This is a genomic window from Paenibacillus sp. EC2-1, from assembly GCF_049311625.1.
Lineage (GTDB): Bacteria > Bacillota > Bacilli > Paenibacillales > Paenibacillaceae > Paenibacillus_AQ.
The window spans coordinates 5,238,645-5,251,745 of sequence record NZ_CP186006.1 but is presented as its reverse complement, the minus strand read 5'-3'; the positions used below and the strand labels follow the sequence as shown (position 1 = coordinate 5,251,745).

The 13,101-nt window shown below is 44.5% G+C and carries 13 protein-coding genes; 6 read left to right on the top strand and 7 right to left on the bottom strand.

Translation table 11 applies throughout. The features are described 5' to 3' along the window. Positions 1-40: 40 nt before the first annotated feature. Genes ACK8P5_RS24625 through ACK8P5_RS24610 form a run of 4 tightly spaced genes read right to left on the bottom strand, consistent with a single transcriptional unit; the run spans position 41 to position 3,784 of the window. A complete protein-coding gene (locus ACK8P5_RS24625; protein WP_422658801.1) occupies positions 41-1,048 on the bottom strand; it encodes a FecCD family ABC transporter permease in 1,008 nt (335 codons plus the stop codon). Continuing rightward, a complete protein-coding gene (locus tag ACK8P5_RS24620; RefSeq protein ID WP_422661578.1) occupies positions 1,045-2,055 on the bottom strand; it encodes a FecCD family ABC transporter permease in 1,011 nt (336 codons plus the stop codon). Before ACK8P5_RS24620 ends, ACK8P5_RS24625 begins: the two co-directional genes overlap by 4 nt. 9 nt (positions 2,056-2,064) lie before the next feature. Further along, positions 2,065-2,985: an iron-hydroxamate ABC transporter substrate-binding protein gene (locus ACK8P5_RS24615; protein WP_422658800.1), complete on the bottom strand. Its 921-nt coding sequence runs from the start codon at positions 2,983-2,985 to the stop codon at positions 2,065-2,067. Beyond that, on the bottom strand, positions 2,936-3,784 hold the full coding sequence (locus ACK8P5_RS24610; RefSeq protein ID WP_422658799.1) for an ABC transporter ATP-binding protein: 849 nt from the start codon (positions 3,782-3,784) through the stop codon (positions 2,936-2,938). The genes ACK8P5_RS24615 and ACK8P5_RS24610 overlap by 50 nt, the downstream gene beginning before the upstream one ends. 196 nt (positions 3,785-3,980) lie before the next feature. Between ACK8P5_RS24610 and ACK8P5_RS24605 the strand changes: the two genes are divergently transcribed. From ACK8P5_RS24605 to ACK8P5_RS24580, 6 genes are all read left to right on the top strand, one after another. Beyond that, positions 3,981-5,033 (top strand): NAD(P)/FAD-dependent oxidoreductase, encoded by a 1,053-nt coding sequence (locus ACK8P5_RS24605; RefSeq protein ID WP_422658798.1) that lies wholly within the window; start codon positions 3,981-3,983, stop codon positions 5,031-5,033. 392 nt (positions 5,034-5,425) lie between these two features. Beyond that, complete coding sequence (locus ACK8P5_RS24600; protein WP_422658797.1) at positions 5,426-6,238, top strand: SDR family NAD(P)-dependent oxidoreductase; 813 nt, start codon at positions 5,426-5,428, stop codon at positions 6,236-6,238. Between the two features lie 115 nt (positions 6,239-6,353). Then, the gene (locus ACK8P5_RS24595) at positions 6,354-6,857 is read left to right on the top strand and encodes a sigma-70 family RNA polymerase sigma factor (protein WP_422658796.1); all 504 of its coding nucleotides are present in this window, start codon (positions 6,354-6,356) and stop codon (positions 6,855-6,857) included. Further along, positions 6,850-7,995, top strand: coding sequence for an anti sigma factor C-terminal domain-containing protein (locus ACK8P5_RS24590; RefSeq protein WP_422658795.1), 1,146 nt, complete (start codon positions 6,850-6,852; stop codon positions 7,993-7,995). Before ACK8P5_RS24595 ends, ACK8P5_RS24590 begins: the two co-directional genes overlap by 8 nt. A gap of 262 nt (positions 7,996-8,257) precedes the next feature. Next, complete coding sequence (locus ACK8P5_RS24585) at positions 8,258-9,184, top strand: TauD/TfdA dioxygenase family protein (protein ID WP_422658794.1); 927 nt, start codon at positions 8,258-8,260, stop codon at positions 9,182-9,184. A gap of 38 nt (positions 9,185-9,222) precedes the next feature. Further along, positions 9,223-10,236 carry an aliphatic sulfonate ABC transporter substrate-binding protein gene (locus tag ACK8P5_RS24580; RefSeq protein WP_422658793.1) on the top strand — a complete coding sequence of 338 codons (1,014 nt, stop codon included), beginning with the start codon at positions 9,223-9,225 and terminating at the stop codon, positions 10,234-10,236. Positions 10,237-10,329: 93 nt separating this feature from the next. Here the strand turns inward: ACK8P5_RS24580 and ACK8P5_RS24575 are convergent, their stop codons facing one another. The 3 genes from ACK8P5_RS24575 to ACK8P5_RS24565 form a co-directional block, all read right to left on the bottom strand. Then, positions 10,330-10,866, bottom strand: a complete 537-nt coding sequence (locus ACK8P5_RS24575) for a PadR family transcriptional regulator (protein ID WP_422658792.1) — start codon at positions 10,864-10,866, stop codon at positions 10,330-10,332. A 101-nt stretch (positions 10,867-10,967) separates the two neighbouring features. Next, positions 10,968-12,128: a YhgE/Pip domain-containing protein gene (locus ACK8P5_RS24570; protein WP_422658791.1), complete on the bottom strand. Its 1,161-nt coding sequence runs from the start codon at positions 12,126-12,128 to the stop codon at positions 10,968-10,970. A 252-nt stretch (positions 12,129-12,380) separates the two neighbouring features. Beyond that, complete coding sequence (locus ACK8P5_RS24565) at positions 12,381-13,052, bottom strand: lysoplasmalogenase (protein WP_422658790.1); 672 nt, start codon at positions 13,050-13,052, stop codon at positions 12,381-12,383. Positions 13,053-13,101: the final 49 nt, after the last annotated feature.

Here is a 13,101-nt window from a genome sequence, read left to right as displayed (position 1 = left end):
CACTTAAAGGGTCCAGGGTTTCTAGATGAGTCTTGTCTTGTTATTTCTTCAGCAGCAAGTACATAAAGTAAGGCCCGCCAATGAGCGCAACCATAATTCCAGCCGGAATGCCATCCGGGTCTACCAGATTACGACCGATGGTGTCCGCAAGCAGCAGCAACCATCCACCAGTGAGAATGGCTACTGGGATAAACATCTGGTTGCGTGGGCCGACGAGCGACTTCGCAATATGAGGAGCCATCAGGCCGATAAATGCGATGCCACCAGTCACGGAAACGGCTGAGGCGGCAAGTGCAACGGCTGTGAGCAGCAGCACGATTCGTTCTTTTTCCACCGCTACACCTACGCCGATGGCAACCGGTTCACTAAGACCAAGAAGGTTTAAACGGTTAGCCTTGTACAGCGTAAATGGAATCAGAATGGCAAGCCAAGGAAGGATCGCCCAGATAAAGGGCCAGTCTGCACCCCAGATGTTCCCGGCAATCCACTTAGAGATGAAATCGACTTTGGAACGCTCAGCCGATGAAATAATTACGATCATTAGACCGGACAGCGCCATGGAGAAACCTACGCCGATGAGCACTAATCTTACGGGCTGAAGACCTGAGCTTCGGCTATACGAAAAGGCGTAGATTAGACAAGCTGTAATGAGTGCGCCTAGGAACGCCACGACCGGCAGCAGATAAACAAATGAGCCTGCTTGGATCGGAAAGAACAGAAAGAAGACGGCGACCGCTACACCTGCACCGGAGTTTATGCCGATAATACCTGGATCTGCAAGGTCATTCCGTGTGATCCCCTGCAAAATAGCTCCGGATAACGCCAGTGCCATTCCTGCGAGCAGGGTGATCAGCATACGTGGCAGACGGATGGAGAAGAGTACAAACTCCTCCTTAAAAGTACCTTGCCCGAATAGGGTTGGAATCAATCGGTTAAACGATAAGGAAGAGTAGCCCATACCCATACTAATAATTGCTGTTAGGACGATTAAAGTTAATAATGCAATGAGAATTAAACGTTGTTTCTTCACAAGAGCTGGATGGATCATGAGAATGCTTTTCCTCCTTTACGTACAATAATCAGGAAGAAAGGTAAGCCCATCAACGCTACAATAGCAGCTACAGGCGTTTCATACGGGATATTAATGGTACGCCCCAAGGTATCTGCGAACAGCATGAAGGATGCGCCGCAAATTGCGGACATCGGAATAATGAATCGGTAATCTGTTCCGACAATGGCTCTAACGATATGGGGGACCATCAGCCCGATAAATGCCATGTTCCCAACAAGAGCCACGGAAGCGCCTGCGAGTGCAATGACGACGATAAACAGGACCGCTTTGACCCGCATCGTCTTCTGACCAAGTCCAACAGCTACCTCTTCACTTAAACTAAGGATCGTAAGCTGTCTGGACAAGAATACTGCGATGATGATCCCAACTACGATGACAGGAATAATGATCTGGAGCTGGCCCCAGGTTGTGCCGATCAAGCCGCCGGCTGTCCACATGGAAACATCCTTGGATATTTTGTAATAGATACCGATGCCTTCTGAGACTGCATGTAGAAACGCTGTTACAGCAGCGCCTGCAAGCACAAGACGAAGGGGAGAGAAGCCACCCTTCTTGATTGTGCCCATACTCAGCACCATGATCGCACCGATAGCAGCTCCAATAAAGCAAGCGATCATGATGCCAAAATAATTGACAGAGGGAATCCAGGCGATCGTAACAGCAAGAGCTGCATTGGCACCAGCTGTTAACCCGATCAGACCTGGATCAGCAAGCGGATTGCGGGTCATGCCTTGCATAATTGCACCCGAAATAGCAAGGGCAGCACCTACGAAGATCGCTGCTATTTCGCGGGGAAGGCGTATTTCCCTTAGGATCGAAATTTTATCACCTTGAACATTCGAGGTTAAGGCAAGCCACAAATCACTTAAGGTGGTATTTGCAGCCCCGAATACCATGGCAATAACAAATATAGCGATCAACACGAACAGTCCTGCGACTAGCTTCAATGTAAAAGGTAAGGTACGTTTTGTTTCAGTACGCATGTTCATTCATCAGTTGCCAAGAAAGGCTTGCTTGAAGAACTCCAATTGGAAGTCTAGCGTAAGCGGATCATTGAAGTAGAATTCATTCATATTGACCTCAAACACTTGATTGTTCTTCACCGCCGGAATATTCTTGTATGTTTCGGTATCTTGGAACGAGTTGTCTGTCTCTGAGTTCTTGCTCAGAATCATGTAGTCCCCCGCATATTCAGGAAGAACTTCTGTAGACAAGGCATAATAGCCTGGCTCCAGCGCGGATTCTTTGACCTTCTCTGGCATGTTAAGTTTCATTTCCTGGTACAGGATTTCAGTGCCCCGCCCCCAGTTATTTCCGTATACATAGAGCTGTTTATTAAAGTTCTCGATAACAGATACGGTCTTGTCTGCTCCAATTTTAGCTTTGATCTCTTCGCCTGCTTCAGCGGCACGTTTCTTGAAGTCTTCTACCCATGCAGTAGCTTCCTTCTCTTTATTGAGCAGCTTTCCGATCTCCAGATGCTGTGTTAGATAATCCACTTTACCGTAGGTGTAAGTTACTGTGGGAGCAATTTCTTTCAGTTTGTCGATGTTATTAATCGTCGATAGTCCAATGATTAAGTCAGGATCAAGTTCGATGATTTTCTCAAGACTTTCATCACTAACTTCTGCTACGTCTTTCAATTGTTCGAAACGCGGATTTTGCTTAGCCCAAGAATCGACACCAACAAGGTTAACCCCAAGAGCCATGACATTTCCTGCGAAGGATGAGAGGACTACGACGCGCTGCGGATTGGCAGGTACTTCAATGGGTCCATTCTCAGATTGATACGTAATAGTTGTGGGTTCTGCACTGTTACTATTAGGTGATGATTCTGGTTTGGCAGTTGAGCTGCCGCAAGCACTAAGTAGCAGAAGTGACAGCAAGAGGATGGGGGTGAGTAGTTTTCTCATGATTGAATGATTCTCCTTTTAGTAAGTTATATGTAACACACATGGGTTTACCTGTTCGGGGGTCTTGACCGATTGCTGCATCAATCTGGAACACTTCACGCAGAACATCATGATGAATGACTTCGGCGCAGCTTCCGGATTTCACGACCTCACCATCCTTCATTGCAATGATATGGTCGGCGAAGCGGGCAGCCTGATTGAGGTCATGCAGCACCATAACAATGGTACGTTCTTGCTCTCGATTAAGCTTCTGCAGTAGTTCTAGCACTTCAAGCTGATGCGCCATATCCAAGTAGGTGGTAGGCTCATCTAGAAAGATAATATCGGTTTCCTGCGCAAGAGCCATAGCAATCCAGACTCGCTGTCTTTGACCGCCTGATAAGGCATCAACGGGGCGATATTTAAATTCCAGAGTACCTGTTACCTCAAGTGCCCAGTCAATGACATCGAAGTCTCTTTTCGTTAGCCGACCAAAGCCTTTCTGATAGGGGAAGCGACCGTATGAGACAAGCTCGGAGACGGTGAGTCCACTCGCACTTTCCGGTGACTGAGGGAGAATGGCCATCTTTCGGGCAAGAACTTTGGTGTCTTCCTTCGCAATATGCTTGCCGTCAAGCAAGATATTTCCATCCTGATGTGAAATGATACGTGTAATCGCTTTAAGAAAAGTTGATTTTCCGCAGCCATTGGCACCAATAATGGTAGTGATCTTTTTGTCGGGGATCGCCACGTTTAGCTTTTTCACAATGAGACGTTCACCATAACCGATGCTTAAGTCCTCCGTGTATAGGCGGGTCATGAGGGGAACCTCCAATTTAGAATAATTATTAGATGATACTAATTGATAATGATTATCAATTGCACTACGGTAATTACTTTAAAACTAAAGTAATTGGGTTGTCAACTTTTATTTTTAGTTGTAAATCGAGTAGAATGAGATTATATTGTATTGAGAATGATAATCATTAACATCACATTCCAGGAGGTAGGCTGTTATGCGTCAGCAGGAGTTATATGATGTAACGATCATCGGGGGAGGTCCTGCAGGGCTGTACTCCGCTTTTTATAGTGGTCTACGGGAAATGAAGACAAAGCTTATTGAGTATCAGCCGAGACTTGGTGGCAAAATTCATGTGTATCCAGAAAAGATGATCTGGGATGTAGGTGGGATGACTCCCCTCCCCGGGGCCAAGCTTATTGAACAACTTGTTGAGCAGGGGCTAACCTTTGATCCGGAAGTGTTGTTGAATGAGAAAGTGGAGACGATTACAAAGGATGAAGATGGGATCTTCATATTACATACAGCTTCAGGAGAGAAGCATTATTCTAAAACGGTTATCGTAGCAGTAGGAGGCGGGATCTTAAATCCGCAAAAGCTAGAGATTGAAGGGGCGGAACGCTTCGAGGTGTCTAACTTAAATTACACGGTAAAATCTTTAAAACGTTTTAAAGACAAGACGGTGATCATCTCCGGTGGCGGTAACTCGGCTATAGATTGGGCAAACGAATTAGAGCCAATCGCTAAGAAAGTGTATCTTAGCTATCGGAAAGGAGCGCTTGCGGGTCATGAAGCGCAGGTGGCACAGCTTATGAACAGCACAGCCGAGTGCTGTCTAAATACATCCATCACAAAGCTGATTGCTTGTGACAATCATGAACGGATTGAGCGAGTTGAACTTACCAATCATGAGACAGGAGAATTATCGACGATAATAATTGATGAAGTCATTATCAATCACGGTTACGAACGAGATAAGAGCTTACTTGAGAACAGCCCACTTCATATCGATATTATAGATGAATACTACATTTCAGGTCATGCAAACGGCTCGTCATCGATTGAAGGGCTATATGCCGCTGGAGATATTCTGATGCATGAAGGAAAGCTTCATTTAATCGCGGGGGCCTTCCAAGATGCAGCCAATGCCGTTAACCAAGCGAAGCAATATATTGAGCCTAAGGCAGGAAAATCAGCAATGGTATCCTCCCATAATGAGGTATTTAAACAGCGTAACCGAGAACTCGTGAAGCAGTTAATTCAGTCATAAGTTGAGAAGGGTGGGAGTCCTACCCTTTTTAACCATTAGAATTAAAGATTGTAGTTTATTAGGCGATGCACATCACTGTAATTGTGAAAGATAGAACAATATTATAAACAACCCAAGTATTGGGTACATGATATGTTTTTACTTATATATAAACGGAGATTAGGGCGGAATCTGTATTCAGGATTTTTAGTCTCTATAAACGGTTGTTACAAGAAGTTAAATTGCTGGATTCACTTGAATTTAAGTGGCTTGATAGATCTCTTTCAAAATTTGCGGAAGCCTCTAAATAGGACTATAATTAGTATATTGACTGTGATAAGTGTCCTTGACGGATTCGACACAGTAAGGCCTAGCAATCATAATTTATTAACTTCAAAAGAGAAGGTGCAGAAATGGGTAGAGTACAAGGGAAAGTAGCATTAATTACAGGTGGAGCGTCAGGCATCGGTCTTTCCGCAGCCACATTATTAGCTAAAGAAGGCGCTAAGGTGGTTATCTCTGACTTTAACGTAGATGGTGCTAAAGCGGCAGCTGAAGAGATTACGAAAGCTGGCGGCGAAGCTGTTGGTGTATTCTTGGATGCAGGTAATGAAGAGTCCATTAAAGCAGCTATCGACTTTACAGTAGAAACATACGGTACGATTAACGTGCTTTACAACAACGTTGGTATGACAAATCTTCGTAAAGACTTGGACGTTGTTAATATGGATCTCGAGGAATGGGATAAGTTAATGAATGTAAATACGAAGAGTGTTCTTCTTGGAGCACGCTACGCTATTCCTCATATGATCAAAGCAGGTGGCGGTTCCATTATCAATACAGCTTCCATGGCTGGTTTTGCAGGTGACTCCGTTCGTACGGCTTATGGCGCTTCTAAAGCAGCAGTGGTTAACTTGACTCGTTATATCGCAGTTCAATACGGTAAGCATAACATCCGTTGTAACGGTGTAGCGCCGGGTCTAATCTTGACACCAGCTGCTAAGAACAACATGCCTCCAGCTATTCTGGATATCTTCGCTAAGTTTAACGCGCTTCCTTATCACGGTGAAGCTGACGATATCGGACACACAGTTGTGTTCCTTGCTTCTGATGAATCCAAATTTATCACAGGCCAAACGATCCAAGTTGAAGGTGGCCACTACATGGCTAACCCAAGTATCGCGGACGTTGAGAACTACATGTTCGAAATGAAACAACAAGGTTAATTCACTTCAATATAGAAGTAACTTTCAGAAACTTCACTAGCTCATTAGAGCTGGTGAAGTTTTTTTTTGTAACTTTTATGAGGGTAAGAACGTGTATAGGGTGAGGGGGGAGGCAATGAAGCAAGACGACTTGGACTGGATGTATCAGCAGCATATGAAAGACGTGTATCGTTATTTGTACTCCCTCTGCCGAGATCACCATATGACTGAGGATATTTTGCAGGAAACATTCTACCGCGCATATCTGCATTTGGAGAACTGCAAGGATGACAAGGTAAAACCATGGCTCTTCCGGGTAGCTTACCATGCATTCATTGATGTGAAGCGGAAGAATAAGCGGATGGATCTTCATGAAATCAGTTATTTTGACTCCTTGTTCCATACGGAGACGTTGGAGCAACAAGTGATGGAGCAGGAACGATGGGATGAGTTGAAGCTAGCGATAGGCGAACTTCCGGAACGACAGAAACAGGCGATTGTGTTATATAATTTTCATCAATTTTCGTATCAGGAGGCAGCCGCACTTATGAAGGTGGGTCTCTCTCATTTCAAAATATTATTATTTCGAGCTAGACAGACACTTCGACAGCGGAAGGGAAGGGATGATCAGGATGAGTGATGAGTTTCGGCGCAGGTTACAGGACTACGAGGACGGAAAGCTGTCTGAAGAGGAACAGATTCAGCTTGAGGAAGAGCTTGAGCGAATGGAGACGTATCAGGCTCATTTGGATGAAGTCATGAATAAGGAACAGGGCGAAATGGATCATACGAGAACGTCGCGTAATGAAGCTAAGATCATAAAGCGTGGAAAATGGAAGGCGCGTATGAATACAGTGCTCAGTGTACTGGTGATATTTATCCTGGTCACATGGGCGGGTAATATTTTCAATTCCATATATTTTGGTGAAGGTGATCCCAGTCGTGCAGATACATATGGAGATGTGGCTTCATTCGCGATAATGGTAACCCATCCGAATGTGAGTGTTCATGTGACAGGTGGCATGGCAGGATACCTCAGTTATGAGTTCACCGGTGAGATGAAGAAGCAGATCGGAAGTGAATGGTATACGATTGGCCAATTTGAGCTGCCCTTCAGGTTAGGTCTACCCGGAATACTACAGATGAAATGGTCAGACGATCATCCCAAAACAAGATATTTTAATAGCCCCGATAACCCCGTGGATATGGATATGCAGCACGATTGGAACAAGCTAGAGAAGCTTCCGGAGGGGACAGTGGCAGAAGCCTATCTTTCCTTCGATCAGTATTTTACGACCGATGAGATATTGAAGAACTTCGAGGGTAAGAATTTAGAGCCCGTGTGGTTCGCTGTAGATGCCGGTCAGCAGGAAAGCTATGATCCGATCGGGTTTCCCTATCAACCCATGTGGCATCACGAAGATCTAACGATTATAAGTCACAAGGAAGAGAAGACTCGATTCGGCAAAACCGTCTTACAGGGAGGAACCTACCCCACCGTAGATAATTATGGAAGCGGCAAGTTGAGGGAAGAGAACTTTATCAAAACGTTAAGGCTGCTTCGAGATTATCCATCTATAACAGGCAAAGTGAATCCATTCGTGAAATTTGATCAAATTACAGAGTATGTGGAATCGAATGGAGTGAAAATTTATGGAGCTGTGGTTACAGGACCAACCAAAGAGCTCTTGAAGCTCAAGAAAGAGCCCTGGGTAAAAGGAATTCAAGTAAGTGATGCCCGTCTTTGGAATTGGATGTTCACTGACCAAGAGGGGTAATTAAGGAAAATAATGGTTGACAGTTTACCTCGGCGGTTGTTATGATGTGCCCAAGATATTTGCAGATCACGTTAAGTGTGACCTGTAGTCATCGAATCGACTGGAACACCAGAGATTCAATGTGCAGCCTTTGGCTGCGACATTGGATCTTTTTTTGTTCCTCATTCTCGCAATCAAAGGGGGTATCGCTGTCTTAAATCCGATTATTTGCATGGGTTAAATATGATATTTAATATGAAATCATTTAAAGGAGTGGATTGACATGACGCAAGCTACAACTTACTTATCCCGTGACTATGTACCCGCAAGAGACCGCAGAGCAGGGGTGCGTGTACTTAACCGATTGCCTGAAGGTGAACAGGAGCGTCCATATACGATCTTTAAACTCAAGCCGCTTGGACCGATAATAGGTGCGGAAATTGAAGGCGTGGATTTGAGCCAGCCGGTATCTCCGGAGTTAAGAGCAGAGCTACATCGTGCTTTTCTGGAATGGAAGGTGCTGTTCTTCCGCAACCAGACGATTAATAGTGATCAGCAGCTAGCCTTTGCACGGTTGTGGGGAGGTATTGAGAAGCACCCTTTTCTTCCTCAAGGAAGTGCTGAAGAGGTTACAAGGTTTGAAAAAGACGAGAAAAATACCGGAATGGAGAACCTGTGGCACACAGATGTGACTTGGCGGGTGAATCCAGCACTTGGATCGCTGCTACGCCTCTCGGAAGTTCCCCCTTTAGGCGGTGGCGATACGCTATGGGCTGACATGGCGGCCGCATACGACAATCTGCCTGAGGAAGTGAAACAGAGAATCGACGGTTTGACCGCGATTCATGATTTTACGCCTAGCTTTGGACGGCGATTGACACCAGAGCAGCTGGCCGCGAAGCAGGAGGAATACCCTGTTGCAGAGCATCCGGTTGTACGCACTCATCCAGAGACGGGAAGGAAGACGTTATTCGTCAATGCAGCCTTCACGATTCGAATTGTAGGATTAGAACCAGAAGAAAGCGAGGAACTACTAGGATACCTGTTCAAACAGGCGCAAGTGCCAGAATATCAGGTACGCTTCCGCTGGCAGCAAAATTCCGTGGCATTTTGGGACAATAGAGCAACACAGCATTATGCAGTCTCGGATTATTATCCGCATCGCCGTGTAGCGGAGCGTATTTCGATCGAGGGTGATAAACCATTTTAAAAAGAAGTTGGATGTCAAACTATGAAGGGGTAATATCGATGAGAACACGAGCAATTAAGCCCATCTTCATTCTGGTCGTTAGTATAGCTGTGCTGCTACTCGCTGGATGCACCAAAACAAGCGGTAACGCCGTAACCAGTGTCGGTGCAAGTACACAACAGGACTCTCCACCGCTAACCGTGAACATCGCTATTAATGGTAAGCTCAGTCCGCTTAACATTGCCAAAGATAAGGGGTGGGTGGAGGATGAATTCAAGAAGCTAAATGCAGAGGTTCGGTGGAGCGAGTTCCCTAGCGGTCCCCCGCTGCTGGAGTCCCTCTCTGCAGGTCGGGTCGATCTATCTTTTCTTGGTGACGGAGCTACGATTGCTGGAATTGCGAGTGGACTTCCTTTTGAAGTTATAGCACTTCTTTCTGAAGGCAGGAACACAGTCTCCATTATTGTCCCGAAAGACAGTTCTATTGAGAAAGTAGAAGACCTAAAAGGAAAGACCATTGGTCTTCCAAAAGGAACAACAGCTCACGTATATGTAGCTAAGGTACTGCAGAACACAAACATCACACTAGACGATCTCAATATTATCAACTTACAACCCGATGATGGGCAGGCTGCATTCGATAGTGGTAAGCTTGATGCCTGGGCTGCATGGGACCCCTACGTATCGCAAAATATAGCCACGAATAAGGCCAGAGCCCTTCCTGCGAGTGAGGTGATGGCACCGTCCTCGGCGATTGTCCACAAGGATTTTGCCAAGAAACATCCGGAGCTGGTTGTAGCCTATTTAAGAGTATTTAAGAAAGCGGCACTGTGGCAGCTTGAGCATGAGGAGGAAGCGGCTCAGATCTTCAATGCGAAGACGAAAGTTCCAGTGGCTACGATTAAGACGATCTTGAGCAAAGGAAAGCCATTAGTATCTGCTTACACGGAGGAAGCGCTAAGAGAGCAACAGGCAGCTAGCGATATTTTGGCCGGGAATGGATTTATCCGTAGGGAGATCGACTTCAAGGAATCGGTTAATGATCGTTTTATCCTCGAAGCTTTGAAGGAGTAGAAAGCGATGATTTAAAAATCTTCAACCCCGGCATATGTGCTGGGATTGAAGATTTTTTGTGTAAATGTCCTATGATAGGCAGGGACAATTCAATTAGAGTGCGGTCAATTCGCCGCGAACAAAAGCGAGCAGCTTCTTCAAAAAAGAGACTTCCAGCTCCATGTAGTTCAAGGAGTGTTCCTGAACCAAGTGAACGTTAAGGGGTGTTTTCAGCCCTATGATCTTCCAATCCTCTACATTTCGATTAATTGCGTTTTGAAGCTTTTGGATGGCTTCCTCAATTAGAAATGCCAGCTTCACAGGGTCAGCATGCTTCAGAAATACAGTGGATGAATATAGTGATTTCACATCTTTAAAGTTTTTGAAGGCTGTGTAAATTTCCTCTTCCAGTGCCTTTCGTCCTGCTTCTGTAATGCCATAGGTTGTTTTCTCAGGCCGATTTTCCTCTCGAGTGACCTCGATCTTCTCGATATACCCTTGTTTTAACAGCACTTCAAAGTTGTAATATAAACGTCCGTCATTTATTTTTTGGACATCCTCCATGTTATCGCCTTTGAGCATTTTTTTGACATCATAAGGATGATGGTTTCTTTCACAAAGATTCCCTAAAATAAATACGCGAAGCGACATCAGTACCGTCCTCCTTTTTCACAACATACGAAGAGCCAGCCACTTCCGAGGGGGAAGCGGCAGGCTCTCTAGTATATACGCTTATTTTAACTTAAAATGCGTTAGGATGCAGTGGAAATTGCCTCTTTTTCTTTTTTAATATCAGGAGAGATGAATTTAAAGGATAGAGCGACAATGAGAACGGAGACGACAGTCATAACGATAAGCCCTGTCAGATGCTCACTGATCTTGCCACCACCATAGAGAATGCTGAACTCAGTCTGTACGGTATAGAACATGATGGAGATATGACTAAAGAACTTATAGAACCCATCCATCATACCGTAAGTGAGAACTGCACCACTTGAAATGGTCTGGATCAGCATCAAAGATAAGTTGACGAAAATCGCTTTATCCTTCAACAAGATACTGAAGATAGACATAAATTCAATAGCAGCGAACAGTTCCAGAGAGTGGAGTAGCCACATCTTCACGAAGGTATCAGCTCCATGTCCACCTTGGAATAAGAAATAAATAGTGAGACCAATCAGCGGTCCAATCAAGGAAACCAATGCATTTACACCTTGTGCAGACCAGAATGCCGGCCAGAGACCCATTTTACCTTTTAACATATTCATTGCGCCTACGACCATCATAGAGAAGATCATCGCACCTACATAATTTACCATCGTCAAGAAGAATGGTGCCATCTGATTGTGCATACCGTTAGGTACTGGGTTAGAGTAAACAACATTTGGTGTTACTTTCGTTGGAATACCAGCTGCAAGCTCTTTAGCTTGATCTTCTGGCATGTTCAATTTCAGCAAAATCCCCTCAGCTCCCTGAACAGCAAACTGCTGGTTCAGGCTATTCGTGATCTGTGTAGATATTTGGTCCATCGTGCTGGTTACCATTGCGGGATTAGACTGATTAATAAGGAAGTCCAGTTGAGGGTGATCACCCTGTTTGGCTAGTTTCTCACTAAAGTCTGCCGGAATATGCAGAATCATATGAATATCACGGTTATTTAGATCTTCTTTTGCTTGTTCTAGCGGAAGATTGGTTACCATTTTAAACGGCAGTTGTTCTTGGAGCTGCTCCGCAATTTGCCCGCCTGCTTTGGTATCTTCATTTACAATCGCGATGGACAGCTCGTCCATATTTCTTGGAATGGCAGAATAGCCGGACATGAAAATGGTGATAAATGCGATCTGATAAAAAATAATCATGACGATACCGCCGATCACAGATCCATTCTTCAACATCGTAAGAAAGTTCTTCATATAATACATACACCTCTATATATAATATTTATATTAAAGTACTCAAATTTGAGTAAGTAATGAGAAATTATACTATCTGCTTAATTGAGTGTCAAATTTCACAATTCTTCGCAATGATAAATGTTACAGATCAATCGAGAAAGATGTTTAAGAGATAGACTTGGATTTAACCAAAAGAGCAGCCCCAAGGTCTAAAAATGACCTTACAGACTGCTCTTTTTCATGGATATGGACTAAACGCTTATACAATCATTAATTTACAGGAAAATGCCTGATTGTTGAACGCCGATTCGATCCTCCAAACGATGAAAGGCTTCGTGCGATCAGGAACTGGGCGCTGTAGTAGGTAGACATGATGAGGACACCGGAGTTAGGAACATCCGAAATGAACATATTCCAAGAAAGAATAGAATCAGAGATCACGAATAGGACACTTCCAGCAATGGCCCAAGGGTTAGCTGTCATAATCGCTGACCATAACATGAAGGAAATAACCGTGATATATGCTAGTACAGGTATGATCAGTGTGTCCTTACCACTTAGTTCTAGTGCGGTTATCAGCTCTTTTCCCATGAAAAAGGAGTATGCTCCAATCGGTACAATCGTAATCAATCGGATGATTGAAAACCGCCATTGACTGAAGAAGCCAGTCATATAGAATAAGTGTCCGATTAGAAATGCTGTTAGTCCAATGACAAACCAGATGAGTAAACCATCGCCCAGCATACAGAAGAACAATCCAGCTAGGATGAGGTAGTGTGTACGTGTCTTCCTAGACGGAAGTTGTAAGCATGCATAACCGATCATAAGCCACATGGGGATAAGCTTGAATAAAAGTTTTACCTCCATCGGTTCAGCTGGAATAAAGAAGATGTAAAGAATGCTCATCAGGAGGATGAGCAGTGGTAACCCGTACTTTTTCATTATGGATCGATCCTCCGAGAATGTATTGTGTGCCATACACTTTCACCAA

Excerpts from the sequence above, each read along its gene's own strand:
- ACK8P5_RS24625 (WP_422658801.1), bottom strand. The coding sequence starts at position 1,048 with ATGATCCATCCAGCTCTTGTGAAGAAACAACGTTTAATTCTCATTGCA.
- ACK8P5_RS24620 (WP_422661578.1), bottom strand. The coding sequence starts at position 2,055 with ATGCGTACTGAAACAAAACGTACCTTACCTTTTACATTGAAGCTAGTC.
- ACK8P5_RS24615 (WP_422658800.1), bottom strand. The coding sequence starts at position 2,985 with ATGAGAAAACTACTCACCCCCATCCTCTTGCTGTCACTTCTGCTACTT.
- ACK8P5_RS24610 (WP_422658799.1), bottom strand. The coding sequence starts at position 3,784 with ATGACCCGCCTATACACGGAGGACTTAAGCATCGGTTATGGTGAACGT.
- ACK8P5_RS24605 (WP_422658798.1), top strand. The coding sequence starts at position 3,981 with ATGCGTCAGCAGGAGTTATATGATGTAACGATCATCGGGGGAGGTCCT.
- ACK8P5_RS24600 (WP_422658797.1), top strand. The coding sequence starts at position 5,426 with ATGGGTAGAGTACAAGGGAAAGTAGCATTAATTACAGGTGGAGCGTCA.
- ACK8P5_RS24595 (WP_422658796.1), top strand. The coding sequence starts at position 6,354 with ATGAAGCAAGACGACTTGGACTGGATGTATCAGCAGCATATGAAAGAC.
- ACK8P5_RS24590 (WP_422658795.1), top strand. The coding sequence starts at position 6,850 with ATGAGTGATGAGTTTCGGCGCAGGTTACAGGACTACGAGGACGGAAAG.
- ACK8P5_RS24585 (WP_422658794.1), top strand. The coding sequence starts at position 8,258 with ATGACGCAAGCTACAACTTACTTATCCCGTGACTATGTACCCGCAAGA.
- ACK8P5_RS24580 (WP_422658793.1), top strand. The coding sequence starts at position 9,223 with ATGAGAACACGAGCAATTAAGCCCATCTTCATTCTGGTCGTTAGTATA.
- ACK8P5_RS24575 (WP_422658792.1), bottom strand. The coding sequence starts at position 10,866 with ATGTCGCTTCGCGTATTTATTTTAGGGAATCTTTGTGAAAGAAACCAT.
- ACK8P5_RS24570 (WP_422658791.1), bottom strand. The coding sequence starts at position 12,128 with ATGAAGAACTTTCTTACGATGTTGAAGAATGGATCTGTGATCGGCGGT.
- ACK8P5_RS24565 (WP_422658790.1), bottom strand. The coding sequence starts at position 13,052 with ATGAAAAAGTACGGGTTACCACTGCTCATCCTCCTGATGAGCATTCTT.